Below are 25,792 nucleotides of genomic sequence, written 5' to 3' on the forward strand. Positions count from 1 at the left end.
GGCAGGCAGGATGCAAATGGCTGTTTGGAACGAGCCGCGATCTGCGGGTGGCGCAGCCTCGCTTTCGACGTGTGAAATGGATGCAGAAATGGGCACGGATCCTCGCATTGCACATGGCGCTGCTCGACCAAAGAGCAAGTCGCGTACCAGACGCGAGGAGAAGGAGCTCCCCGAATGCGGCCCTTCTGCATGCATGCTGCTCGGGAAGACCCGCGATTGCCGAATAAACCAATCTGCCGTTAAGGCGGTCATAACGAAAGGTCGGTTGCATCTGAAACCGTGCCGTTTCCAGATGCGATGACTGCCTGCGGGACATGAGAGCATGAAGCGCGATGCTTTCAATCACGCATGATGCGGCGGCTTCAAGCAATTATCGACAAGCAGGAACAAGAATGCGTGAACAGGCAATGGATGCGTTTGACATCGAAGAAATGATTCCCGGCTTCAGCGCGCCACGCTTGCGAACTTGGGGAGAAGCCCGTCTGGCGATGATTGAGGCTGCCGAACAGCGGAGCCGCCAATGGCACAGCCGGATCGAGGGGCCGATTGTGCCTGGCTCCGATGTTCATAAACGCGAAGTGTGCCGGATGTTTCACGAGACATTCAATCCCTACCGTCCGTCCGTGCTCGACTGGCCAGTACTTGATCCGGAAGCACGCCAGCGCATTCTCTCTCTGCCGATCTGGGACATCGCGGTGCAGACGGAAGGCAAGGCGCGCTTGCGCATGGCGGCATATGCAAAGACGGTATCCGATCCTGACATGCGCAGTGCCCTGGCCTTGAATGCCTGGGAAGAAAACCGTCACAAGGAAGTGCTTTCCAAAATGGTAGAGGCTTACGGCATCCCTCTTGCCGCCGAAGCTCCATACAAGTTCCCGAGAGACGCGGAATGGGCGTATCTCGTCACTGGCTACAGCGAATGCATCGACAGCTTCTTCGCGTTTGGCCTGTTTGAATTGGCGCGGCGCTCAGGCATTTTTCCACCGGACCTGGTGGATACCTTCGAACCCGTCATGCAGGAGGAATGCCGCCATATCTTGCTGTTCGCCAATTGGGTTGCATGGCATCGCGCCAATCTTTCCTGGTGGCGGCGCATCTGGTTTGAAGCAAAGGTGATGGCGGTATGGGGATACCTTGGCTGGGAACGCATCGGTCTTGCGCGCACGCTCGATGCGGACGGCAACAAACAGCAGCAGGACCACAATTTCACCGTAAGCGGGGCGCAGTCGGTCTCAAGCGATGACATCAGCGTGCACGAACTCATGGTGCTGTGTCTGCACGAAAACGACCGTCGATTTTCAGGCTATGATCCGCGTCTGCTCCGCCCGACGACCATGCCGCGAATCGTCAGGTTCGTGCTGCGATTCATGGGCGCGCGCGGAAATCCACAGAAAGCTGCATAAGTTTTCCCCACGAATAATGATGCGCGTCGCACGAGCAACACATGCTCGTGCGCCGGGTTTGCCGCCCCTTTTGTTCAGGTAATCGGCGCCGGGTTGAACAAGGCGAGCGAGTTGTGCAGCTTCCAGTGCTCTGCCCAGGTTTTCTTCCGTCCGCTGGCGACGTCGAGCATCAGGTGGAACAATTCCCAGCCCACGTCCTCGATGCTGGCTTCGCCGGTGGCGATGCGGCCGGCGTTCACGTCCATCAGGTCGTGCCATCGGCGCGCCAGGTCACTGCGTGTGGCGACCTTGATTACGGGAACGGAGGCAAGACCGTAGGGCGTGCCGCGTCCTGTCGTGAATACATGCATGTTGATGCCGGAAGCAACCTGCAGGGTGCCGCAAATGAAGTCGCTCGCTGGCGTGGCAGCATAGAGCAAGCCTTTCTGCTTCGCCTTTTCACCCGGAGCAAGCACGCCCGAGATGGGGCTGGTGCCGGACTTGACGATGGAACCCATCGCCTTCTCGACGATGTTCGACAAGCCGCCCTTCTTGTTGCCCGGCGAGGTGTTCGCACTACGGTCCACGCCGCCTTTGCGCAGGTAGTTGTCGTACCACTCCATCTCGCGCACCATGGCTGCAGCAACCTCAGGGTCCGCCGCCCTTGCCGTCAGCTGGTCGATGCCGTCCCGGACTTCGGTCACTTCCGAAAACATCACCGTCGCGCCGGCACGCACCAGCAGGTCGCTTGCAAAGCCCACTGCAGGATTGGCCGTCACGCCGGAAAATGCATCGCTGCCACCGCACTGCACGCCCACCACGAGATCCGACGCAGGACACTCTTCACGCTGGCGCCGGTTCAATCGGGCGAGCTGCCTTTCCGCGACGCGCATGATGGACTGGATCATGGATTCGAATCCGACATGCTCGGCATCCTGGAGAATGACGAGGTTGGACTCGCTATCCTGGATCGGAATGCTGCCGGGAGGGAATAGCCGCACAGGCTGCAGCTTTTCGCATCCGAGGCTGACAACCATCGGCTGCCCGCCGAAATTCGGATTCATGCTGATATTGCGCAGGGTCCGTATCGGTATCTCCGCGCCGGGAGCGTCAATCGCAACGCCGCAGCCATAGCTGTGCTCGATGCCGATGACGTCGTCCACGTTCGGATACCTGGGCAGCAACTCTTCCTTGATACGCTTGACGGCAAAGTCGACGACGCCTGATACGCATTGCACCGTCGTGCTGATGGCGAGGATGTTACGGGTGCCGACGCTGCCATCCGGGTTGCGGTAGCCCATGAAGGTATAACCTTCCAGCGGTTCCTGCTTCGGTACTGCACGCGTGGCCACCGGCAGGTTGGAGAGTTCGCGCGCGGGCGGCAGGCGTACCAGGGATTCGTCGATCCAGCTGCCCTTCGGGATGTCGCGCATGGCGTAACCGATCGTGACGTCATAGCGCACGATAGGATCGCCTTCCGCAAAATCCTTGAGTGCGATCTTGTGCCCTTGCGGTACCCGGTCATGCAGGGTCAGCCCGCATGGAAACACGGTTCCCGCAGGCAGTCCGCCATCATTGACGACGATCGCGACGTTGTCATTGCGGTTCATTAGGATGTAGCGCGGGGCTGCGGCGTCCCCTGCGGATGCGAGTTCCGCGGATGTGCATTCCGTATTCATTGGCGTTTTCCTTTCTTCTGCAAGCTGCTAGTTCCGTCATTGCTGCGCCGGATCCGCGAGCCGGAGCTGCGGCGTGATCTGTCTCGGATCGACACGCAGTTCCAGCAATGCCGGCCGACCCGCCTCCCGTGCCCGCGCGAAGGCTGCCGGGAATGCTTCCGTCGCTTCGACCAGTTCGGCATGCGCGCCGAAGGATTGTGCCATGCCCACGAAGTCCGGCGTCGTCAGCTCGGTCGCACTGATGCGGCCGGGGAAGCGCTTTTCCTGGTGCATGCGGATCGTCCCGTACATGCCGTTGTTGACCACGATGACGATCACCGGAACTTGGTATTGCAGCGCCGTCGCCAGTTCCTGCGGATACATCAGGAAGCAGCCGTCGCCTGCGAAGCAGACTACGGTGCGCTCCGGATGCCGCAGCTTGGCCGCGAGCGCCGCCGGCATGCCGTACCCCATTGCCCCGCAGGTTGGCGCCAGCTCGGTTCGCGGGCGGCGGTACCGGTAAAAGCGATGGACCCAGACGGTGTAGTTGCCGGCGCCGTTGGTCAGGATCGCGTCTTCGGGCAGGATCCGATCGAGATGGGACACGACTTCTCCCATGTCCACCCCCTGGTGCCGGGAATGCAGTACAGGGATGGCGGAAAACTCCAGCAGGTCGCGATGAGCACTGGCTGTCCATGCATCCCATGGCCGATCCGCCGGTGCCGGCAGCGATTTGAGCAGCGCCGCTCCGGATGCCGCGCCGGCATGGATCGCCAGGTCAGGCTGGTACACGCGCCCGAGTTCGGCGGCGTCGGCGTGCATGTGTACCAGTCGTTGACGGCTGCGCGGCGGCTTCAGGAGCGTATAGCCGTCGGTGCTGATGTCACCGAGCCGGGTGCCTACGGCAAGGATCAGGTCGGCATCGCGCACCCGCTGTGCCAGTTTCGGATTCATGCCGAGACTCAGGTGGCCGGCATACTGTTCACGCCGATTGTCGAACAGGTCCTGGCGCCGGAACGATGCGGCGACGGGTAGGTTCCAGGTGGCGACGAAGCCGGCAAAATCTGCGCATGCCTGATCGTTCCAGCCCGCTCCGCCGACGATGACCAGCGGCTGGCTGGCCTGCTGCAGTTCTTGCATCAGGGCTTCCCGATCCGCCTGCGAGGGCGATGCGGCCACAGGACGATATGCCTGGCTATCTTCCGTTGCGCACATCGCACCCAGTATGTCTTCTGGCAGGGACAGCACCACCGGGCCGGGACGGCCGGAGGTCGCGCATTGAAATGCGCGCGCAACCAGTTCGGGAATCCGTGCCGGGTCGTCGATTTCCGCCACCCATTTGGCGATGGAACCGAACATCGATACATAGTCGACTTCCTGGAAGGCTTCCCGGCCGCGATGCTCGCGTGCGATCTGCCCGATGAAGAGAATCATCGGTGACGAATCCTGGGCGGCGATATGCACGCCGATGCTGGCATGGGTGGCGCCCGGTCCGCGCGTGACGAAACAGATGCCGGGGCGACCGGTGAGCTTGCCGTCTGCTTCTGCCATGTTCGCGGCAGCGCCTTCATGCTTGGTAACGACGACCTGGATTTCCGGATGATCATGCAGGGCGTCGAGCACGTCGAGATAACTTTCTCCGGGAACGCAGAATATGCGGTCCGCTCCATGCACGCGCAGCGCATCGACCAGGATGCGGCCGCCGGAACGCATGACAGTCGAAGAAGCGGATGAGGAATCGGCGGCACCGAAGGCCGGCACGGGCTGGTTCATGAGGATATCCATCGGAATATGGGGAATGCAGGCATTGTCGCAAAGCGCACCGTGCCCGCTTCAAGGTTTTTCGCATTTCTGCTATGCCAAAGTTCGATAACACCTGCCTTGAAGGGACGCTAGAGTTCATATCCGCCATCCTCCGGCAATGATTCCAGGAGAACAGCATGCACACCCTTGAGACTCCCGTTTCCGACATCCATATTGCCGCTCCGGAACTGCATCGCTTCGTCAGGAAACTCTGGCAGCAGGCAGGCAGCAGCGAAACCGAAGCAGCGCTGGTCGCCGACCATCTCGTGATGTCCAACCTGACTGGGCACGACTCCCACGGCGTCGGCATGATCCCGCGCTACGTCCGGGCTCTGAACGAAGGCTTGCTGAAACTGAACCGGCATGCCGAAATCGCGCGCGACGCCGGCGCCGTGCTGACGGTGGAAGGCGGACTCGGATTCGGCCAGGTGATTGCGCACGAAGCGATGGAACTTGGCATTGCACGCGCGAAGAAGATTGGCATTTGCGCGGTCGGGCTGCGCAATGCCCACCATATTGGCCGCATCGGGCACTGGGCGGAACAATGCGCCGCTGCGGGCCTGGTTTCTTTTCACTTCGTCAATGTCGCAGGTTTTGCGCAGGTTGCTCCCTTCGGCGGCTTTGGCGGGCGCTTCGGCACCAATCCGTTCTGCGCCGCCTTCCCGCGTAGCGGCAGGCCGCCGCTGGTGCTTGATTTCGCGACCAGCAGCATCGCGGTCAACAAGACGCGCGTCGCTTACAACAAGGGCGTGCCGGTCCCCCAAGACTGCCTGATGGACCATGAAGGGAGGCCGACCACCGATCCGAAAGTCATGCACGAAGCACCCTTCGGGTCTCTGCGCACCTTTGGCGGACACAAGGGTTACGGCATGGCGGCGATGTGCGAAATATTCGCCGGTGCCCTCACCGGCGGCTACACGACGCACGAAGAGACGAAGGTCAAGGGCAGTGCCATCGTCAACTGCATGCTCTCGGTCATCCTCGATCCGCAGGCATTCGATGCGGCCGATGCCGAAGTCGAAGCCGACGCTTTCGTGGAATGGGTCAAGGCCTCGCCCCGGCTGGCGGGGCATGGCGAAATTTACGTACCGGGCGAGCCGGAACGCCTGCGCAAGGCCGAGCGCAGCGAATCCGGCATCCCTATCGACAGCACGAGCTGGAGGCAGATCACCGAAGCGGCGCTGGCGGTGGGCATGCGCCCCGGGGAGATCGAGTCAGTCGTGCGGTAAGGAGTTGCGAACTGCGCCGACGCCGTCCGCAACTGCCCTGCCCTACTTCTTGAACCGTGCGCAAAGCGCGCTGCTCGCATTTTTCAGGAGGCCGATGTCGCTGCCTACTGCGGTGACATGAATGCCCATGCCGAGATAACGCTGCGCGTCGGCTTCCACCGGGGCAAGGATGCCGACCTGCTTGCCCTTGGACCTGGCGGTCTCGGCCACGTGGCGGATCGCTTCCTGCACCTCCGGATGCTGCGGCTGCCCGAAATGGCCGAGTGCGGCCGACAGGTCGGAGGGGCCGATGAACAGGCAATCGATCCCGTCCACCATCGCGATCTCGGCGCAGGCGTCAACTCCCTTGCGGCTTTCGATCTGGGCCATGACGCAGATGTTGTCGTTGATCGTCGCAAAATAATCCGGCTCGTAGCCGAAGCGGTTGCCGCGGTTGGCCACCGATACGCCCCGTATCCCCTGCGGAGGATAACGGGTGGCGGAAACCGCCGCCTGCGCCTGCTCCGCGGATTCGACGAACGGGATCAGGAAATTGAAGAAACCGATGTCGAGCAGGCGCTTGATGCGGACTGGTTCATTCCAGTCCGGCCGCACTACCGGCGCGCTGCTGCTGTCCTTGAGCGCCTGCAGCTGGGCAACCAGTGAGTTGAGATCGTTCGGCGCATGCTCACCATCCAGCAGCAGCCAGTCGAAGCCTGCGTAGCCGACCACTTCGCTTACCAGGTTGTCAGCCAGCCCGAGCCAGCAGCCGATCAGCCGCTCGCCGGCCAGCACGCGCTGCCGGAACCTGTTTGGCAGACGGTTGTGTGCATTGTTCATCCTTCCTCCTCCATTTTCTTAGCATGCTGAATTTTCACCTGCCGGAACGCCCACAGCCCACCGGTGGCAGGAAATGCGATGGCGACAGTCATCAAGGTACTGTTGGCCGTTTCATGGCATACCGGGAGATTATCGTCGAAGCCAGGTTGCGGGTTCCGGCATTTGCGCATTTCTGCTATGCCTCCTGCGCAAGATCGTGCCTGCGGGACGAGTGTACATTTTGAAGCACCGTTCTGGGCATGCGCCGCTCCCGCGCAAAACCAGGGCGCAGATTAAAACTACACGAAGGAGACAATCATGCAATTCAGCAAGTATCTTGCTGCGCTTTCCTGTGCCGCAGCAGTCATCGCAGCAGGCTCCGTCCAGGCACAGGACAAGTGGCCGAGCAAGCCGATCACTTACGTGGTACCTTTTGCGGCCGGCGGCACCACTGACGTACTTGCGCGACTGATCGGAAACAAGCTCGGCCCCGTGCTCGGCACGACGGTCATTGTGGAAAACAAGCCGGGCGCCGGCGGCAACATCGGATCAGACTACGTCGCCAAGGCAGCGCCGGACGGCTACACCATCCTCGGCGGCACGATCAGCTCGCATGCGATCAATGTCAGCCTGTACTCGAAAATGCCGTATGACCCGGTCAAGAATTTTCAGCCGGTCACGCTGATCGGCACGCTTCCCAATGTCCTGGTCGTCAGAGCCGACAGCCCCTTCCACTCGGTCAAGGATGTCATCGCTGCCGCCAAGGCCAAGCCGGATGCGGTGACCTACGCTTCATCGGGCAACGGCACTTCGCAACATCTCTCCGGCGAATTGTTCCAATCCCTTTCCGGCACGAAGATGCTGCACGTGCCGTACAAGGGCAGCGCCCCAGCCATGCAGGCCCTGCTCGGCGGTGAAGTCAATCTCGTCTTTGAAAACATCCTCGCCGCCGTGCCTCATATTCAGGCCGGCAAACTGCGCGCGCTCGGCGTGACCTCGGCCAAGCGCGCGACCGGACTGCCCGACGTGCCTCCGCTGGCGGATTTCCTGCCGGGCTATGAAATCGTGTCATGGCAAGCCGTCTTCGCACCGGCCGGGACGCCCCAGCCTATCGTGGACCGCCTCGCGAAGGAAATCGGAAAGATCATTCATGACCCCGAACTCACCAGCCGCCTGATGGCCCTCGGTGTGGAACCGTCCGGTGCCGGCCCGAACGAACTGGGCAGCTTCCAGAAGGCCGAAGTCGCCAAATGGGCGCAACTGATCAAGTCTGCGAAGATCACGATGGAGTAAGAAGCCCGGACGGACCGATCGCGCTCGGAGACCCGGTGCGATCGGTCCGTCTTCGAGCGAACCGGATCGCACAACAGGCTTTTCCTTCAACCCAAATCACTTTCGACTGTGGCTCAACATCTCATCCCCACTTCTGCCCTGCACCGCTGGGTTACCGATCTCTGGCTGGCGGCAGGCAGCGAACACCGTGAAGCCATCCTGACCGCGGACCACCTGGTCGGCGCCAATCTCGCCGGCCACGACTCGCATGGCGTAGGCATGGTGCCGCGCTATGTCAATTCATGGCTGGCGGACGAGCTGCAGCTGAACCGGCATGCGCACGTGATGCAGGATTCGGGCAGCATGCTCACTCTCGACGGGCAGCGCGGCATGGGTCAGGCAGTCACGCATGAAGCGATGGAGCTCGCAATTGCGCGGGCCCGCGAGCATGGAGTGTGCGTGATGGGGCTGAGGCACTCGCATCACCTCGGCCGCGTCGGCCACTGGGCGGAACAGGCGGTTGCCGCCGGCATGGTGTCGGTGCACTTCGTCAATGCGGTCAGCAAGCCGATCGTCGCTCCGCATGGAGGAAAGCAGGGGCGCTTCCTGACCAATCCGTTCACGGTCGGCATTCCGGTTCCCGGACGGGAACCGGTATTGCTCGATTTCGCGACCAGCGCCATTGCACTCGGCAAGGTGCGCGTGGCCTACAACAGCAAATCCAGGGTGCCGCCCGGTTCGCTGCTCGACCATGAAGGAAGCTTCACCGACGACCCGGGCGTCATGTTTCCGCCGCCCGGTTCTGCCCCAGGTGCGCTGGTGCCGTTTGCCGGACACAAGGGCTATGCACTGGCAATGGTGTGCGAATTGCTCGGCGCCGCACTCATCGGCGGCGATACCACGCGTCCGCCGAATGCCCAGATGAAGCATGCAATCTGGAACAACATGCTGACCATCGTGTTCGACCCGCAGCGGATGGGAGCGACTGAGGTTTTCGGCAGCGAATTCAGTGCCTTTGTCGAATGGGTGCAATCGGCGCCTCTGCAGGAAGGCAGCCCGGGCGTGCTGCTGCCGGGAGATCCCGAGCGCGCAACCAGAAAGGCGCGGGCGCAAGCAGTGCCGATCGACAGCGGGACGCTGGCGCAGATGGATGAAGCCGCGGCTGCGGTTGAGCGTGCGAAAGGAAATTCGCCCGGGCCTCTGTCGCGACTGGAAATCGCGGCACATCGGGGGAACATGGAGAGATAAGGCTGCCGCCTTTATCCACCCTATGGGCAAAGCCGCCGGCTGGTGCTATTCAAGCAGTTGCGCGTCCGGCCAATTGCCTTCGGCGACGATCTGAGTCACTTCCTGCCGTATGGTTTGCATCACGCCCCACAGCTGCGTGACCGGGGGGCGATTTCTGGCGGTGGCGATGGCCACCTCGCGCATCACCTCGGGGCCGGTCAGGCGTGCAGTGCGCAGGCTTCCCTTCGCCACTTCATCCATCACCGATGCCAGCGGCAGCAAGGTGCATCCGCAGCCCTCCTCCACCAGCCGGCGCGTGACGTTCGTCGAAGCGTCGCACTCCATGGCAATATCCAGGGACACGCCCGCCTTTTGCGCCAGCGACTCGGCAAGCAGCCGCAATCCGTGCGGCGTGCTCGGCAGGATCAGCGGTACCTGGCCAAGCTGCCTCACATTGAACTCCGCACCGATGTGCGAATAACCGGCCGGGACCACCAGCCGGATCGGTTCGCGCAACAAGGGGTCGACCTTCAGGCCCCCGGTGTGCATCGGCACGTAGAGAATCGCAATGTCCACCTCGCCGGTTGCAAGCCACTCCACCATATGCATGCCGAGGCCTTCGACGAAGCGCAACCGGGTCTTGGGGAATTTCTTCTTGAGCGCCTTTCCGACCGCGCCATATGCCATGCGCGCGATAGTCGGCTGCGCCGCAATGACAACCCGCGCCGGCCCCTGTTCCGAGAAGCTGTGGATGGCTTGTTTCGCTTCCTCCAGCGCAGCCATGACCTTGCGCGCCTGCTCGAACAGGGCAAGGCCGGCATCCGTCAGCACCACGCCGCGGCCGCTGCGGTGAAACAGCCGGGTCTCTGAAGCTGCCTCCAGCCGCGCCATCTGCCGGCTTACCGTCGACTGGTCGGTGCCGAGCTCCATGGCTGCACGGGAAATGCTGCCGCAATTGGCGACACGGATGAAGCATTCAAGATCGTCTGAATTCATGGTAAGCCAGGTACAAACGCGAGCCGGACGGCTGAAGCGGGTAATAGTACCTCCAATCAATTCCCTCATGTAACGAAGCTGCGGCGCCGGCGAAAGCGCCGGGACGATGCACGGATCGCTGCACACCATGAAAAAGCCCCGGGCTTGCAAACCCGGGGCTTTCCGCCTTCCACGTCATGCCGCATACCCCGCGCCCCGGGGTATGTGAGCATTCCTCACTTCTTGGTCGTCCGGATCCTCACCACGGTGCCTCCGATCTCGACGTTCCGGATGGTTACGTCACCGAAACTGGGGCCACCCGAGCCGCGCACATGGATGTGCCTGAATCTCAGCTCTTCGATCGAGCTTGGCAGGCGAACGAGCGCAGTGCCGTTTCTGTCGACGATGGTGGCTGGATTGTTCGGATTGTAGATGGCATTTCTGAAGCTCGTTTCCGCGTCCACCAAATCCCATACGGGGTTCAACAAGCTCGCTATTCCACTCCATACGTCGACCGCATTCCCGCCCGGCGACGAATATCTGGAAACATTTCCAAACAGGCGTTCGGGATAGCGATCCGTGAATCCCTGGGCTGAAACGCGCCTTAGGTCTTCCTCGGCCATCCGGCGCCAGCCGCTCCCGGATGCAAATGCCTGCGGCGCATCGCTTGCCAGTGATCCCGGCTCGAACGCATGGACGTGTATGGGATTAAACAGGATTGTTCCGATAAACACTGCCAAACCGAGGCAGCCTTGCCTGCTGCCGCGCTGATGCTCTTGGCGTTGCCCTAGCCATTCCATAATCTCTCCATAGGTGAAGAATCATGATCGCGCTCTGACGTCGCTGTCCGCCCCCTGCCAGATGCGGTTATCCTTTGCCATTCGGGCCGGCTGACTGCCATGATGGCAATCCAAACGAAAGCGCCATTTGTCCAACCGCATAATTTTGGACATGAAAAAATGGAAATAAATCCGCTTCATAAGAACCTATGGAAGCGGGATCCAAAAAATCACGCAAACTGAAATATTCTGAGAATACTTCACGGAATCAAGAATAGAGAAAAGACGAATTCCGAAAGATAGTGCGTCTTGTCTTCAATAAGCGATACTTTAAAAACAGAAAAGACGTTTGTTTATTTAGAGCAACATTCAAAAAGAATAATTGTGCGGGGATGAGGGCTGGCGCAGCTAATATATTTCTTTCGTGCAATAATTGGTAAATTGTTTTGACATGGCGCCGGCCCGAGCGAGGCAAACATCCTTGCTGGAGTTGTGCGAACCCTCATGCATTGCCTGTGCACGACGTAGTTATGCATAAACTTTCTCCAGACACCGTCGACGCGCTGCTGGCCCATCCTTCCCGGTTCCTTACCTTTCCCGCGGAAATCGAGAGCTATTTCCAGCAAAAGATCAAAAAGGAGCGCACGCGCCACGTCGTATATGCCTCCTGCGTCGGCATTCTGGTCTACCTGCTGTTCGCACTTTGCGACCGGGTGCTGCTGCCGGACGTTTACCTCAGCGTTTGGAAAATCCGGCTGTTCGTGGGATTTCCCCTCCTCGTCTTCGCCTGCGCCCTGTTTCCCTTCATTGAAAGTTATCAGCTGCGCGAGTCGTTTGTCGCAGGCGTCGCCTGGTTCGTTGGGGGCATTACTTGCTGGATGATGCTGAAAAGTACGGCACCGCTGGTAGTGCAGGAAGTCGTCGGCTTCATTCTCTTCATTGTGTATGGAAATGTCGTCATCAGATTCCGCTTTACCCTCGCCCTACGGTCTTCCATCATCTTCCTCGCGTTTTTTGCGCTCATTTCGTTCACTGCAAACCATATCCCCACAGCCTCGCACGTCAACAACTTTGTTCTGTTCCTTGCCACCACGGTACTGACGCTGATCAGCAATTATCGGCAGGAACTGGACGAAAGGCGCAACTTCCTGCTGGTTGAACGCGACGCCGCGCGCAAGGAAGAGCTTCAGAATGCGAACGCGACCCTCGCCGACCTGTCCTATCGCGACGGCCTCACTTCCGCCTACAACAAGCGCTATTTCGACATCCGCTTTCCGCTCCTGCTCAGCAGCGCCCAGCAGGCAGGAACGCCCCTGTGCGTCATGTTCATCGACGTCGACCACTTCAAGGCGTTTAACGACAGCTACGGACATGTCGCCGGCGACAAGGCACTGATCTCGGTTGCAGCCCTGCTGAATGCGAGCTTCCGACGCAGGGATGAAATACTGGCGCGCACTGGTGGCGAAGAATTTGTCGGCCTGGTTCCCGGCATATCGCCCGAGCAAGGCCGCGAAATGGCAGAAATGATACGCGAGCAAGTCCAGCAACTTGGCATCCCGCACGAACGTTCTTCCGCCGCCAAGGTTGTCACCGTCAGCATCGGCGTGGCCTTCGCCATGCCAGGGCTCGGGCGCTCCACCCAAGATCTGCTCACCGCCGCCGATGTTGCCCTCTACAAGGCCAAGCAGCGGGGGCGAAACCAGGTAGTGGTTCACGAACAGCATGCTGCACTGGAACCGCCAGGCGAGTAACTCGATGGTTTCGCCTGCCGCCTTGCCTGTTCCCTTCATCTGCGCAAGCCGCGCAGCATCTTTTCAAGTCCGCGCCTCTCAGCATCATTTCCATTCCGCTTGAGCCGCTCCCCCGCGCATCATGGCAGGCATCTTGCTTTAGATATTTCATGCTATGCCAGGGAGATGGCAATGGGATCCTTGTCCAAGCGCGTCGATGAAGTCCGGATCGGGCCGAGCAAGCTTCCCGGCCTGCTTGGGCTTGTCGATGAACCCAAAGGCATTGTGCTCTTCGCCCATGGAAGCGGTAGCGGCCGGTTCAGCCCGCGCAATAACTTCGTCGCTTCCGGCCTGCGCGAAGCCGGATTGGCCACCCTGCTGCTCGATTTGCTGCAACCGGAGGAAGAAGACAACCGGAGCAAGGTCTTCGACATCGAATTGCTCGCATCACGCCTGCAGGAAGCAAGCCTTTGGAGCAGACAACATGCTCCGACCGCGCAACTGCCCATCGGCTATTTCGGCGCGAGTACCGGTGCGGCGGCGGCACTGGTCGCGGCAGCAAGGCTCGGCACTGAAATCGCAGCCATCGTCTCGCGCGGCGGGCGGCCCGATCTTGCCGGCGCCATGCTGGAGCAGGTGCAAGCACCTACCCTGCTGATCGTGGGCAGCCTGGATGCCGCCGTGCTCGATCTCAATAGGCAGGCACTGGAACACATCCCCGCGCATAAGCAGCTATCTATCGTGCCCGGCGCAACGCATCTCTTCGAGGAACCCGGCACCCTGAACCAGGTTCTTACATTGGCTGCCAACTGGTTCATCCAGCATTTGCCGGGCAAGTACAGCGGGAGGTAGAAAGTGGACTTCAGCCATGCTCCTTTTAAAGACAGGCGCGATGCCGGACGCCAGCTTGCGGCCGCCCTCATGCATTTGAAGGACAGCCATCCGGTCGTGCTTGGCCTGCCGCGCGGCGGTGTGCCGGTCGCTTATGAAGTGGCGCGAGCGCTCGAGGCGCCGCTGGATGTCCTGCTGGTGCGCAAGATCGGCGCCCCCTATTTTCCGGAGCTGGGCCTGGGTGCAGTCGCGGATGGCGCGCATCCCCAGCTGATCCTCAATGAAAACGTGGTCCGGCAGGTCAACCCGCCTCAAGGCTATATCGAGGAAGAAAAGCAGCGCCAGCTTGCGGAAATCGAGCGCCGTAGAAAACTCTATTGCGGCGATCGTCCGCCGGTTCCGCTGCAGGGGCGCACGGTTCTTATCGTCGATGATGGAATTGCAACCGGCGGCACCATGAAAACGGCCCTGGCGGCAGTGGCCAAGGCAGGCGCACGCGAAGTGATCTTTGCCGTGCCGGTAGCGGCAAGAGAAGTGCTCGATACGCTCTGCGACTCCGCGAATGACGGCATCTGCCTGCTTGTTCCGCGCGACTTCCGCGCAGTCAGTCCCTATTACGCGGAATTCGATCAGACCAGCGATGAAGAAGTCATTGCACGGCTCCACGATGCAGCGCAGGAACACAATGGCAGTGCGCAAGCCGAGGGAAACGACATGCACGCGTCGTCCGGCATCATGACCTTGCCGCCATCGAACCCTGCGACACCATCGGACATGCCGCGCAAGCGATGAATGACACGCAGCTGGATGCGATGGCGTCGCTTCCCGGTATCGCAACGCGGGACAACGCAGACGTGGACAGCAGACGGGAGAACGTCTCCACGCCAGCAGAGCCCGGCTGCCCGACACAAAACGGGAAGCCTGCGCGGTCGACCTGCCTTTAAGAAGAAGGTGGCAAATTGGCTCGTCGGCGGCTGAATGTCGGCGCAGGCAGACAATGAACCAATCTGCGCCGGGCCTGCGCTGCCAAAGGCATACGCAGGCAGTTCAGCGCAAAGCCTTCGCTGCCGGCAATCAGGAGTTGAGGGGCGGCCGATCGGGCGTGGAGGGCTTCGAAATGTCTTCCAGCGTCCAGTCCACTTCGGCCGAATGCTTGGTCGCGAGGTCGCCGAGGGAGACAATGCCGATCAGGCTGTGCGTAGTGTGATCCATGACGGGTATGCGCCGGATCTGCACGTCGCGCATCTGCTCCATCACTTCATCGACGGGCTGATCGTCGAAGCAGGTTCGCACGTCGCTGCTCATGACCTGTTCGACCCGGGTGTTCTCCGGCATGGCCCCCGTGGAGGTGGCCCGCACCGTGATGTCGCGGTCCGTCACCATGCCTACCAGTTTTCCTCCGTCGCATACCGGAAGCGCACCCACGTTCATCTCATCCATCATCTGCGCTGCCCGCTTGATCGTTTCCTGGGGCGATACGCTCATTACATCGCGCGTCATGATGTCGGCAATTCTCTGCATCGCATGCTCCTTGTCTAGGCAATTTGCATTCTTCGTTCCATTTAATCCGCTGCCGTTTCAACTGCCGGCACGCGTAACCAGTCTAGTACAAACTTCTTCCATGAAAAGACACGGACAGGAATTGGACTGCACGAACTGCATCCTGATTCCCATGCCTCTCGTTATTGCCTTCTTTCAAGGAAACGTTGGCACTGCTGGCTATTGGATGCACGGCTGAAAAATGCAGGAAATCGGTTGAACTATTGCGGCCCGGTACGGCCGAAAGGCTTATCAGGAATACAGCGCGGCGGCCGATGCAAGGGCAGAACACTTTGCCTCGTCCTTGACCGCCGTGCGGCACGGAGGAACAGGCCATGTCCCGACAACCAATCGTCGAGGATCTACGGCGTGAAGCGCATGCCTGGGGCCACAATGAAGGCTTCAATCCGCTCATTGAACAAATCGGCGACGCGTCGGTTGTTCTGCTTGGCGAAGCAACACACGGTTCTCACGAGTTCTACCGGGCCCGGGCAGAAATCAGCAAGCGGCTCATCTACAGCAAGGGTTTCGACGCCATTGCAGTGGAAGCCGACTGGCCGGATGCATTGTGCATCAGCAGATATGTCCAGTCCTCGGACCAGAACGATGGAACAAGCAATCCGGCTTCGGACAGCACCATTGCTCGCGACAAGATTGCCGATGAAGCGCTGCAGGGATTCACCCGCTTTCCGCGCTGGATGTGGCGCAATACCGAAATCGTCGAACTGATCGGCTGGCTGCGTTCGCACAACATGCGGATCGCGGCTCCGGACAGGCGCATCGGCTTTTTTGGCCTCGATCTGTACAGTCTGCGCAAGTCGATGGATGCAGTCGTGCGCTACCTTGACCAAGTCGATCCGGCAGCGGCCAGGAATGCGCGCTACCGCTACAGCTGCTTCGATCATCTTGCGGAAGATCCTCAGCGTTACGGCTATGCGGCCACATTCGGCACGAAGAAGAACTGTGAAGAAGAGGTGGTTCAGCAGCTGGTCGCATTGACTTCGGAAGCCGGCAAATATCTCGCGCATGATGGACGAGCCGCATCGGACGAGCTGTTCTATGCGCAGCAGAATGCCCGGGTGGCACAGAATGCCGAAGCCTATTACCGCTCCATGTTTCATGGGCGCGATGAGTCATGGAATCTGCGCGACACGCACATGATGGAAACCCTGTACGCCTTGCGCGAGCACATCGGCCAGCGCAAAGGCAGTCCCGCGAAGATCATCGTGTGGGCACACAATTCCCACATCGGCGATGCGCGTGCGACCGAAATGGGTGATCACGGACAGCTCAACCTCGGACAACTGGTGCGGGAGCGCTTCGGAGCGGAAGAGACTTTCCTGCTCGGCTTTTCCACCCACGCCGGAACAGTAACAGCGGCCTCGGACTGGGACAGCCCGGCGATATTGAAGACCATCATCCCGTCGCGCCAGGACAGCTTCGAACGCCTGTTCCACAACACCGGTCTGGGCAACTTCATGCTGCCGATCCGCGGCAATGAAGTCGTCTCAGCTCTGCTGGACGAGCGCCGCCTGGAGCGAGCCATCGGAGTCATTTACCTGCCGGAGACCGAGCGCCTCAGCCATTATTTTCATGCATCGATGGCGCGGCAGTTTGACGCGGTAATCCACTTGGATCACACCAGCGCGCTCAGACCGCTTGATCCTTCCCCTTACTGGAAACACGAAGAAGTGCCGGAAACCTACCCGTCCGGAATCTGACAATGCCTCATTCTTGCGTCATGCAAATGAAAGGAGCCAGCCATGAGCAGCGGCAATCGAAACAGGAATGAAATCTCCAGCCTGCACCAGCATCAGAACAAGAAATCCGGCGATCAGCATATCGAACCCATGGATGAACCGATGGAAGCGCCACACAGGCCGCATCGCGTGAACCGGGAAGACATGCAAAAGGTCGAGTCCGGCAGCTCCCCCAACCCGGAAGGCCGCCAGCCTGACTGAGGAAGGACCACATTTGCGCAGGCATCCGGCTTCGAGCTTCACGAACCCGCCTGCGGGTATGCTGCACCTTGTTTTTTCGCTTGCCCGGGTGCCGCTGGAAGAAAGCGGCAAGTGCAGCCGTGCAGGCAATGGCATGAAGCCAGCGCTGCACGGCGACGCATGACGCCTAATGCATGAAGCTTAGTCGGGAATAAGCAATGTGTTGCGAACAAAGGAGATCGCATTTCCCGGGGACGGCACATCCGCGATGGGCGGGACGTTCGCCCGGGTGATCGCAGGCGCCGCACCGGGCACGCCTCCGCGTGGCACCGTGCGCACCACCTGGCTCTGGGGAAGCGTGGCGCCGGCCGTTAGGTGCGCCCACATGCGATCCAGCGCCTGGATCATGTAGTAATGCATCGGGATCAGCCTGGAGTCGTAGCCGCCGAGGAGCGGATTGTCGATGAAGGCATCGAAGTGATTGCCGTTCTCGACCTCGATGAAGCGGGTGCTGGCGCCTGAGCCGGATAGCTGCGCCTTGCCGTAATAGGCGCGCGAGTTGTGATTCAGCGGCAGCAGGGTATCGCTCCGCCCGGCCACGATGATGGTCGGTTTGCCGCGCAGCTTGCCTGTGAGCTGAACTTCGGACACGCCCTTGCGCACCCGGCGGGACTGGGCCGCCAGTTCGCCGGTCAGTGGTCTTCCGCTCACCGGATCGACGCCGGTTGCAAGCGCGCGCTGGCAAAGGGCACCGTCAAGTGCGAAATCGGCCGTCCCGCTGCTCGGGGACATGCTCAGCAAATCCAGCCGCGGGCCGCCCACCGAATCGTTATAGACGATATTCACGCCGCTGGTCGGCGGAACGCCATTGCCGCTGCCGAACAGCCCTGCCTGGACCACGGCATCCTGCGGTATGACTTCGCCTGTGGCATTGGTATTGGCCAGGCTGAAGCCACACAGGTTGTCAGTCACACCAAACCGTCCCAATGCATTGGCATAGGTGAAGGCGATGGAAGGCGTGGCGAGGCGCCAGTGTGAAAGCTGCAAGACGTCCTGCTCCGATTCCCACCCGTATTCATGCAGCCTGGCCAGGGCGTCGGCCGCCTGCTCTGCAGTCGTGCCGCCGTTGACCAGTCCCTTGCTTGCCAGAGCCGCGCAGCGGTTGGCCGCATTCGCCGTCGAAAAGAGCAGCGCGCCCGGGCTGCCCGGAACGGCAAGCGCGGCACAGGGCTGATAAATGTTGGCGAAGGTGAAGTAGTCGATCAGCGGCTTGCTGTGCGTGGTCACCACCCGGTTGCCGCGCTTGATCACCAGTCCGTTGTTGGCGTCCGGCTGCGCATTCGGCTCCGATACCACGACCGCGTCGATCAGGCCGTCCTTGTCCTGCTCTGCCGCGGCCAGCGCAGCGCCGCCGCCGTTGGAGACGCTGGAAGCGATCACCAGGGTATTGGATGGGACGATGGTGCGCAGCTTGTAGCCGCCGACCGTGGTGCCATATTGCTCATTCAGGATGTAGAAAGCGAATTCGATGGCCTGCAGGGTATTCTTGCCCCAGTCGCTTTCCGGATTTTGCCGGGAATGGGCATGCTTGTAGGCGACCCGGTTCGGGAAACGGGCGTTGTAGGCCGCACGCTCCGCGTCGCTCAGGCTGGCGCGGAAGTGGATCGCCGCGCCAGCCATGTCCGCATCGGCAATGGTCCCGTCGATCAGCGTTGCCTTGTTCGTTTCCAGGTCATGGAAGCCATTGCCGGTGCCCTTGTCGGTATAGGCCACTGCACAGCCGCGCTTGAGCCCCCATTCGCCCGACGTGCCGATCGCGCCGTAAATCCCGCGCGAACCGGACGAAGTCGCGGTCACGATGCAAGGTCTTCTCGCGTCGAAGCTGTCGGGAACCTGGACCATCAGGACGACATTCTGCCGTCCGCTGCCGTCGTCGGCATACGCAATATATTCCTTCCCGGGGATCTTGCCCGACCCGCTCGTGGCCACGCCATCGATCGTGATGTTCGGTCCGTAGAGCGTTCCGTAGCCGCCATTCGGGACGACATCGACCAAGGCACGGTAATTGTTATAGATTGCCGAGCGGCGCAATTCGCTTGCGGTGGGACGAGCCGGATTGGCGAAGAAGGCCGGCGCGGGCCCCGCTAGCCCGCTCGCGCCCAAGCCGGCAGTCAACAGGTCGTCGCTGTTGCCGTCGTAAGTCTTGGCGCTGATGCTCCCCTTGATGAACTCGGGCAGTCTGTTGATTTCAAACCGGTTTGCGGCCTGCCCATGACCGGCCAGCATGCCTGCTGCCAGCATCGATGCGACCCCGATTCTTTTACTTGTTTTCATGTTGTCTCACTCCATAAAGTTGCCATTACACTGCATCGGAAAGCGGCTTTTCTTTTGGTAACTACGTGCTGCTAATGCTTGTGAACGAGGAAACATTCCTGTGCCGGCATCGACGCTTCCGTCGTTGACGCGACCGGCCTCATCCGGAATGCATCCGTAAAAATGGCTGCAATGTCTTCTGACTTTTCCTCTCTGCCAGTTGCAATTTGTTCTTTTTATCTTGCAAGGGGTTTTTGCTTTCGTGAGGCAGGACGGGTTCCCTGTTGCCGGAGCGCACGGCAAGGGACGCCGGCCAATATTGGCATGCCGGAAATCAAACATTATGAGATAGCGCAATTGAACGGTTCCGGCCAGCACTTCAGTGGCGACGGATGGAACGGCAGAGATGAAATGACATGCAGATAGAATCGCGAATGCGGGACAATCCGGGCCGCGAGAATGCAACCCACATCCGAAACGTGCATTCAGGATGTCGTAGAACTCGGGTGATGCTTATTTCTTGAGCAGATCGAGGATTTCGGACAACTCGTTTCGAATGGCAATCGTGTCCATCTCGAGTGCAGGCAATCCGGCGGAGAGAGTGGCCACCTCGTCGGCGATCACGCGGTTGTCCAGGCGGTTGCGTGCGCCGCTGATCGTAAAACCCTGTTCATACAGGAGTTCGCGGATACGGCGGATCAGCAAGACTTCATGATGCTGGTAATAGCGCCGGTTGCCGCGGCGCTTGACCGGCTTCAGCTGCGTGAATTCCTGTTCCCAGTAGCGCAGCACGTGCGGCTTCACGCCGCACAGGTCACTCACTTCGCCGATGGTGAAATAACGCTTCGCCGGAATTGGCGGCAGGACGACAGACTCCGGCTTGCTCGCGCGGTCGTTCATTGCTCAGTTCAGGCCAGTCGCGCTGCGGCCGCTGCGCGGGTAGAGTTTTCAACCATGCCCTTCAGTTTTTGACTTGCATGGAAAGTCACCACCCGACGAGCAGTAATCGGGATTTCCTCCCCGGTTTTCGGATTGCGGCCTGGGCGTTGCGGCTTGTCGCGCAACTGGAAATTCCCAAAACCGGAAAGTTTGACGGCTTCACCGCGTTCCAAGGCATTGCGGATTTCATCGAAAAAGGTTTCCACCATGTCCTTGGCTTCACGCTTGTTCAGGCCGACTTGCTCGAACAACAATTCCGCCAGTTCCGCCTTCGTCAGCGTCGGCAGATCCTTTTCTGCTTGGGAACGCGCCCGGGCTTCCAGTACTGCCCGATTGAGGTCGGCGGCTAAAACGGATTGGAGTTCGGCTGAGTTCACGTCATTCATATGTAGTGGTCCCTACCTCGCTTGTGTTTCGTCTTCAGGAGCGCAGTTTTGCGCCGAATTTTTTCTCGACAGCGTCGACGAATGCGCCGATTGCGGCATCCACCTTGTCGTCTTGTAGGGTTGTTTGAGTATCTTGCAAGGTGAACCGGAAAGCAAGGCTTTTTTCGTCATTTTCCAGCCCTTTGCCACGATATTCATCAAATAAAACAACGGCTTGCATGATGTTGCACAGCGGATTCGCCTGCTTTTCGGCAATAAAGGAATTTATCAGATCCTGGGCCGAAATGCTCTGCTTGACCACGAGCGCAATATCTCTTTTAACCGGCGGAAACTTGGAGATTTCCCGGTAAAGCGGAATTGGCCGTTCCTGCAACGCGTCGGCCGCGACCTCGAAGACAACCGGTGCCAAGGGCAACTCGTATTTCTGCTGCCAACGCGGATGCAATTCCCCGATTACGCCCACTGGTTTGCCATTCAAGAGAACTTGTGCCGCCCTGCCCGGATGCAGCGCGGGATGGTCGATCCTGGCGAAAGTCAGAGCCCGGGGCGCAAACAGCGCTTCCAGGTCGGCTTTCACATCGAAAAAGTCGACATTGCGTGTCGGCTGACCCCACTGCTCATCGGCGACCGGGCCGTAGGCGATCGCGGCAATCCGCTTGGGCTGGTCGAAGCCCGCAACCGACAAGGGGCCGTCCTGAGCTGCGGCATTGCGCAGGAATACCGCGCCCACTTCGAAGACGCGCACCCGGCTGGCCTTGCGGTTCAGGTTGTAGCGCACGTTCGCCACCAGGCCGGCCAGCAGCGAGGAGCGCATGACGCTCATCTGGCTGGCGATCGGATTGAGCAATTGGATGGGATGGGCATTGCCTGCGAAATCGGCTTCCCAATCCTTTTCGACGAAGCTGAAGTTCACGACCTCCTGGTAGTCGAGATCCGCCAGCTGGCGCCGGATGGTGAACAGGGAGCGCCGGTTTTCGGGCTCGATGCGCATGGTATTCGGTTCCACGGGCGGCAACGCCGGGATGTTTTCGAAACCGTAGACGCGCGCGATTTCCTCGATCAAGTCCTCTTCGATTTCGATATCGAAGCGATACGATGGCGGCGTGACGGCAAAGCCGCCCGCCTCCTGAGTAAATTGCAGCCCCAGACGGGTAAATATGTCGGCAATCTGCGCCTCACTGATCTGGACACCGATGATTCTTTCGGCGCGTGCGGTACGCACCCGGACCGGATTGCGTTGCGGCAGATTGATGATCTGGTCATCGATGGGACCGATCGCGGTTTCCTTGCCGCCGCAGATTTCGACGATCAGTGCCGTGATGCGCTCGATGTGTTCGACTGTAGTGGCGTAGTCCACGCCGCGCTCGAAGCGATGGGCGGCGTCCGTCGAAAAATTGTAGCGGCGCGCACGGCCCTGGATCGCCTGCGGCCACCAGAATGCGGCTTCGAGGTAGATATTCTTCGTATCGAGCGAAACCGCGGTCGCATCGCCACCCATGATGCCCGCCAGCGACTCGACTTGGCGCTCGTCGGCAATGATGCCGACCCAGCTGTCGACTTCCACGGTATTGCCGTTCAGGAGCTTGAGCGATTCCCCCGGCTTACCCCAGCGCACCTCCAGTCCGCCATGAATCTTGTCGAGGTCGAAGACGTGGGTTGGCCGTCCGAGCTCCAGCATGACGTAATTGGAGATATCGACCAGGGCGGAAACCGGGCGCTGGCCGCTGCGCTCAAGGCGCCTCTTCATCCACTCCGGAGTCCTGGCGCGGGCGTTGACGCCGCGGATGATGCGGCCCGAAAAACGGCCGCACAGATCAGGCGCCGAGATCCTCACAGGCAGCTTGTCGGTCAAATTTGCAGCGACCGGCTTCCAGGAGGGCTCCTTCAGCGCGACTCCGGTCAGGGCCGACACTTCACGGGCGATGCCCAGCACGGACAGACAATCCGCCCGGTTCGGCGTCAGCTTGATGGTGAACTTCAGGTCGTTCAGCTGGTAATAGTCCCGGAAATTCTGGCCAACCGACGCATCCTCCGGCAGCTCCAGCAAGCCTGCGTGATCCTCCGAAAGCTTGAGCTCGCGCGCGGAGCAAAGCATGCCCTGCGATTCGACGCCGCGCAGCTGGCCGACCTTGATCTCGAAGGGTTTGCCATCTTCGCCGGGAGGCAGCTTCGCGCCCGCGAGCGCGCACGGCACCTTCATGCCAGCCCGTACATTGGGCGCACCGCACACGATGCTCAGCAAGGTGCCGGTGCCGGCATCGACCTGACATACATTCAGGCGATCGGCATTCGGGTGCTTGGCGACTTCAACGACTTGCGCGACGACGACATTGGAAAACGGAGGCGCAACCGGATCGATGTCTTCGACTTCCAGGCCGGACATGGTCAGTAGATGCGCCAGTTCGTCCGACGTCATCTTTGGATCGGCCAGAGTGCGGAGCCAGCTCTCGGAAAATTGCATAGTAAAACCCTTACTTGCTCTGATCGGAGTCGCTCACTTCGGAAACGGGCCAGGCCAGGGATGGGGGATGGATTGCGCTGCCATCCCGTCCCATCCGTACCTGTCCGCCTGAAGGGAGCAATCGGATCGATTGATGATCAGTTGAACTGTTTCAGGAAACGAAGATCGCCCTCGTAAAACAGGCGCAGGTCGTTGATCCCATAGCGCAGCATCGTCAAGCGCTCCAGCCCCGAGCCGAAGGCGAAGCCGATGAATTGCTCCGGATCGAGTCCCATGTTGCGCACCACTGTCGGATGCACCTGACCGGCACCGGAGACTTCCAGCCAGCGCCCCTTGAGCGGCCCGCTGCCGAATGCGATATCGATTTCCGCCGATGGCTCGGTGAACGGGAAATACGAGGGACGGAAACGGACCTGCAGATCCTCGGTCTCGAAGAACGCCTTCACGAAGTTCAGGTACACGCCCTTCAGATCGGCAAAGCTGATGCCCTCGGCGATCCACAGACCTTCAACCTGATGGAACATCGGCGAATGGGTGGCATCGCTGTCGACACGATAGGTGCGTCCTGGTGCGATCACCTTGATCGGCGGCTTGTTCATGCGCGCATAGCGCACCTGCATGGGACTGGTATGCGTACGCAGAAGCAGCGGCTTGCCTTGGCTGTCCTTCTCTTCGATGTAGAAGGTATCCTGCATCGAGCGTGCCGGATGATTTTCCGGACTGTTCAATGCGGTGAAATTGGTCCAGTCGGTCTCGATCTCCGGCCCGTCGGCCACGTCGAACCCGATGGAACGGAAAATCTCTTCGACACGCTGCCAGGTGCGCATCACCGGGTGAATGCCGCCCATGCCCTTGCCGCGACCAGGGAGGGTCACGTCGATTGCTTCCGCATTCAGGCGTGCCTGCATCTGGGCATTGGCCATTTCCTCGCGCCGTGCATTGAGCGCGGCTTCGATCTGCTCCTTGGCGGCATTGATGACAGCGCCCTGAGCCTTGCGCTCTTCAGGGGGCAGCTTGCCCAGCCCTTTCATCTGTTCGGTGATCTGGCCGGTTTTGCCGAGATACCTGGCTTTTGCGTTTTCGAGCGCAGCCGCATCTTCTGCAGCAGAAAAATCGCTCCGGGCCTGGCTTACGAGTTGTTCTAGGGAAGTCATGCGGTCATTCCCGCTCTTGAAAAGAAAACCGAAATTCAAAATAAAACGGGGCACAGGTTTCTGACCTCTGCCCCGCTCGAATCGCGGCATCGCCATACGGCGATGCTTGCTCTCACAACACTCAAGCAGCGATGCTGGCCTTTACCTGCCTGACGATGGCGGCAAATGCCGGCTTGTCCATCACAGCCATGTCGGCCAGAACCTTGCGGTCCAGCTCGATGTTGGCCTTCTTGAGTCCGTTCATGAATACGCTGTAGGTGACGCCATGTTCACGCGATGCAGCATTGATGCGGGTGATCCACAATGCACGGAACACGCGCTTCTTGTTGCGGCGGTCGCGATATGCATATTGACCGGCACGCATGACCGCTTGCTTGGCAATGCGGTAAACATTGCCACGACGGCCGCGATAGCCTTTGGCTTGGTCGAGGACTTTCTTATGACGGGCCCGCGCTGTGACCCCACGTTTTACTCGAGGCATGATTGCTCCTTATGTGAGGTTAGGCGAACGGCATCATCGCGCGCACGGAAACCATGTTCGTGTCATGGACATCCACTGCACCGCGCAACTGGCGCTTGTTCTTGGTGGTTTTCTTGGTGAGAATGTGGCGCTTGAAGGCTTGACCTCGCTTGACGGTACCGCCCGGACGCACGCGAAAGCGCTTTTTGGCGCTGCTCTTCGTCTTCATTTTAGGCATAGCAAACTCTGTCCTTTGGACAGCTCCATTTCATATGATTGCAGGTGGTAACACTACGTTACTCTTGGATGCCTGCTCTCACTTGTTTTGCAGCGGCATTGATGCCGCTGCCATTACGCCAACCGCCCATTGCTGCGCGGCTGCGCAAATCCTACTTTTTCTTTTTAGGCGCGATGACCATGACCATCTGACGCCCTTCCATCTTCGGAAACTGCTCGACCTGGCCGTAGGGATCCAAGTCAGCTTTCAATCGCTCCAACATACGCATGCCAATATCCTGGTGCGCCATTTCGCGCCCACGGAAACGCAGGGTGATCTTGGTCTTGTCGCCCTCGTCCAGGAATTTGACGAGATTGCGCAGCTTGATGTTGTAATCGCCTTCATCGGTGCCGGGACGGAATTTGACTTCCTTGACCTGAATGACCTTTTGCTTCAGCTTGGCTTCGTGAGCTCGCTTCTGTTCCTGATACTTGAACTTGCCGTAATCCATCAGGCGGCAGACCGGCGGTTGCGCATTCGGCGCGATTTCCACCAGATCCACGTTTGCCTCTTCCGCCATGCGGAAGGCTTCAGTCAGGCTGACGATGCCAAGAGGTTCGTTGTCGACCCCGGATAAACGCACTTGCGGTGCTGAAATTTCACCGTTGATGCGATGCGACTTATCTGTAGCTATTGCAG

23 protein-coding genes are annotated in these 25,792 nt (G+C 60.0%); 9 read left to right on the plus strand and 14 right to left on the minus strand.

Features of this window, described 5'->3' with window-relative positions:
- The first annotated feature begins 488 nt into the window (after window positions 1-488).
- Window positions 489-1,403: a ferritin-like domain-containing protein gene (locus HGHM_RS09545; protein WP_245549260.1), complete on the plus strand. Its 915-nt coding sequence runs from the start codon at window positions 489-491 to the stop codon at window positions 1,401-1,403.
- Window positions 1,404-1,477: 74 nt separating this feature from the next.
- Here the strand turns inward: HGHM_RS09545 and garD are convergent, their stop codons facing one another.
- Together garD and HGHM_RS09555 are read right to left on the minus strand one after the other, a co-directional pair.
- Complete coding sequence (garD, locus tag HGHM_RS09550) at window positions 1,478-3,061, minus strand: galactarate dehydratase (RefSeq protein WP_019141303.1); 1,584 nt, start codon at window positions 3,059-3,061, stop codon at window positions 1,478-1,480.
- Window positions 3,062-3,097: 36 nt separating this feature from the next.
- Window positions 3,098-4,813, minus strand: a complete 1,716-nt coding sequence (locus HGHM_RS09555) for a thiamine pyrophosphate-binding protein (protein ID WP_148415461.1) — start codon at window positions 4,811-4,813, stop codon at window positions 3,098-3,100.
- Between the two features lie 167 nt (window positions 4,814-4,980).
- On the opposite strand from HGHM_RS09555, the gene HGHM_RS09560 reads away from it, so the two are divergent.
- Window positions 4,981-6,072 carry a malate/lactate/ureidoglycolate dehydrogenase gene (locus HGHM_RS09560; RefSeq protein ID WP_019141305.1) on the plus strand — a complete coding sequence of 364 codons (1,092 nt, stop codon included), beginning with the start codon at window positions 4,981-4,983 and terminating at the stop codon, window positions 6,070-6,072.
- 42 nt (window positions 6,073-6,114) lie between these two features.
- On the opposite strand, the gene garL is transcribed toward HGHM_RS09560, so the two are convergent.
- Complete coding sequence (gene garL, locus HGHM_RS09565; RefSeq protein WP_019141306.1) at window positions 6,115-6,891, minus strand: 2-dehydro-3-deoxyglucarate aldolase; 777 nt, start codon at window positions 6,889-6,891, stop codon at window positions 6,115-6,117.
- 297 nt (window positions 6,892-7,188) lie between these two features.
- On the opposite strand from garL, the gene HGHM_RS09575 reads away from it, so the two are divergent.
- Complete coding sequence (locus HGHM_RS09575) at window positions 7,189-8,163, plus strand: Bug family tripartite tricarboxylate transporter substrate binding protein (RefSeq protein WP_019141308.1); 975 nt, start codon at window positions 7,189-7,191, stop codon at window positions 8,161-8,163.
- 108 nt (window positions 8,164-8,271) lie between these two features.
- The gene (locus tag HGHM_RS21085; RefSeq protein ID WP_019141309.1) at window positions 8,272-9,390 is read left to right on the plus strand and encodes a malate/lactate/ureidoglycolate dehydrogenase; all 1,119 of its coding nucleotides are present in this window, start codon (window positions 8,272-8,274) and stop codon (window positions 9,388-9,390) included.
- A gap of 45 nt (window positions 9,391-9,435) precedes the next feature.
- Here the strand turns inward: HGHM_RS21085 and HGHM_RS09585 are convergent, their stop codons facing one another.
- Together HGHM_RS09585 and HGHM_RS09590 are read right to left on the minus strand one after the other, a co-directional pair.
- Window positions 9,436-10,365 (minus strand): LysR family transcriptional regulator, encoded by a 930-nt coding sequence (locus HGHM_RS09585; protein WP_026075869.1) that lies wholly within the window; start codon window positions 10,363-10,365, stop codon window positions 9,436-9,438.
- 215 nt (window positions 10,366-10,580) lie between these two features.
- Entirely contained in the window at window positions 10,581-11,078 is a 498-nt protein-coding gene (locus HGHM_RS09590) for a hypothetical protein (protein WP_148415463.1), read from the minus strand.
- Between the two features lie 575 nt (window positions 11,079-11,653).
- Here HGHM_RS09590 and HGHM_RS22280 point away from each other — a divergent pair.
- The 3 genes from HGHM_RS22280 to HGHM_RS09605 all read left to right on the plus strand — a co-directional run bounded on the left by HGHM_RS22280 (window position 11,654) and on the right by HGHM_RS09605 (window position 14,476).
- The gene (locus HGHM_RS22280) at window positions 11,654-12,874 is read left to right on the plus strand and encodes a GGDEF domain-containing protein (RefSeq protein WP_019141312.1); all 1,221 of its coding nucleotides are present in this window, start codon (window positions 11,654-11,656) and stop codon (window positions 12,872-12,874) included.
- Window positions 12,875-13,039: 165 nt separating this feature from the next.
- A complete protein-coding gene (locus HGHM_RS09600; protein WP_019141313.1) occupies window positions 13,040-13,705 on the plus strand; it encodes a dienelactone hydrolase family protein in 666 nt (221 codons plus the stop codon).
- Window positions 13,706-13,708: 3 nt separating this feature from the next.
- Entirely contained in the window at window positions 13,709-14,476 is a 768-nt protein-coding gene (locus tag HGHM_RS09605; RefSeq protein ID WP_019141314.1) for a phosphoribosyltransferase, read from the plus strand.
- A 282-nt stretch (window positions 14,477-14,758) separates the two neighbouring features.
- On the opposite strand, the gene HGHM_RS09610 is transcribed toward HGHM_RS09605, so the two are convergent.
- Window positions 14,759-15,205: a CBS domain-containing protein gene (locus HGHM_RS09610; RefSeq protein ID WP_019141315.1), complete on the minus strand. Its 447-nt coding sequence runs from the start codon at window positions 15,203-15,205 to the stop codon at window positions 14,759-14,761.
- Window positions 15,206-15,558: 353 nt separating this feature from the next.
- Between HGHM_RS09610 and HGHM_RS09615 the strand changes: the two genes are divergently transcribed.
- Window positions 15,559-16,944, plus strand: a complete 1,386-nt coding sequence (locus HGHM_RS09615; RefSeq protein WP_019141316.1) for an erythromycin esterase family protein — start codon at window positions 15,559-15,561, stop codon at window positions 16,942-16,944.
- A gap of 42 nt (window positions 16,945-16,986) precedes the next feature.
- Window positions 16,987-17,184 (plus strand): hypothetical protein, encoded by a 198-nt coding sequence (locus HGHM_RS09620; protein ID WP_019141317.1) that lies wholly within the window; start codon window positions 16,987-16,989, stop codon window positions 17,182-17,184.
- Between the two features lie 180 nt (window positions 17,185-17,364).
- Here HGHM_RS09620 and HGHM_RS09630 read toward each other — a convergent pair whose 3' ends face one another.
- The 8 genes from HGHM_RS09630 to infC form a co-directional block, all read right to left on the minus strand.
- Entirely contained in the window at window positions 17,365-19,497 is a 2,133-nt protein-coding gene (locus tag HGHM_RS09630; RefSeq protein ID WP_026075870.1) for a D-(-)-3-hydroxybutyrate oligomer hydrolase, read from the minus strand.
- Window positions 19,498-19,989: 492 nt separating this feature from the next.
- Complete coding sequence (locus HGHM_RS09635) at window positions 19,990-20,376, minus strand: MerR family transcriptional regulator (protein WP_019141320.1); 387 nt, start codon at window positions 20,374-20,376, stop codon at window positions 19,990-19,992.
- An 8-nt stretch (window positions 20,377-20,384) separates the two neighbouring features.
- Window positions 20,385-20,801: an integration host factor subunit alpha gene (locus tag HGHM_RS09640; RefSeq protein ID WP_019141321.1), complete on the minus strand. Its 417-nt coding sequence runs from the start codon at window positions 20,799-20,801 to the stop codon at window positions 20,385-20,387.
- A gap of 34 nt (window positions 20,802-20,835) precedes the next feature.
- A complete protein-coding gene (pheT, locus tag HGHM_RS09645) occupies window positions 20,836-23,262 on the minus strand; it encodes a phenylalanine--tRNA ligase subunit beta (protein ID WP_019141322.1) in 2,427 nt (808 codons plus the stop codon).
- 137 nt (window positions 23,263-23,399) lie between these two features.
- Window positions 23,400-24,416 (minus strand): phenylalanine--tRNA ligase subunit alpha, encoded by a 1,017-nt coding sequence (gene pheS / locus HGHM_RS09650; protein WP_019141323.1) that lies wholly within the window; start codon window positions 24,414-24,416, stop codon window positions 23,400-23,402.
- Between the two features lie 121 nt (window positions 24,417-24,537).
- On the minus strand, window positions 24,538-24,897 hold the full coding sequence (rplT, locus tag HGHM_RS09655; RefSeq protein WP_026075871.1) for a 50S ribosomal protein L20: 360 nt from the start codon (window positions 24,895-24,897) through the stop codon (window positions 24,538-24,540).
- Window positions 24,898-24,916: 19 nt separating this feature from the next.
- On the minus strand, window positions 24,917-25,114 hold the full coding sequence (rpmI, locus tag HGHM_RS09660) for a 50S ribosomal protein L35 (RefSeq protein ID WP_019141325.1): 198 nt from the start codon (window positions 25,112-25,114) through the stop codon (window positions 24,917-24,919).
- A gap of 151 nt (window positions 25,115-25,265) precedes the next feature.
- The gene (infC, locus tag HGHM_RS09665) at window positions 25,266-25,787 is read right to left on the minus strand and encodes a translation initiation factor IF-3 (protein ID WP_075111707.1); all 522 of its coding nucleotides are present in this window, start codon (window positions 25,785-25,787) and stop codon (window positions 25,266-25,268) included.
- Window positions 25,788-25,792: the final 5 nt, after the last annotated feature.

The organism is Noviherbaspirillum massiliense JC206 (assembly GCF_000312045.1).
GTDB classification, from domain to species: domain Bacteria; phylum Pseudomonadota; class Gammaproteobacteria; order Burkholderiales; family Burkholderiaceae_D; genus Noviherbaspirillum; species Noviherbaspirillum massiliense.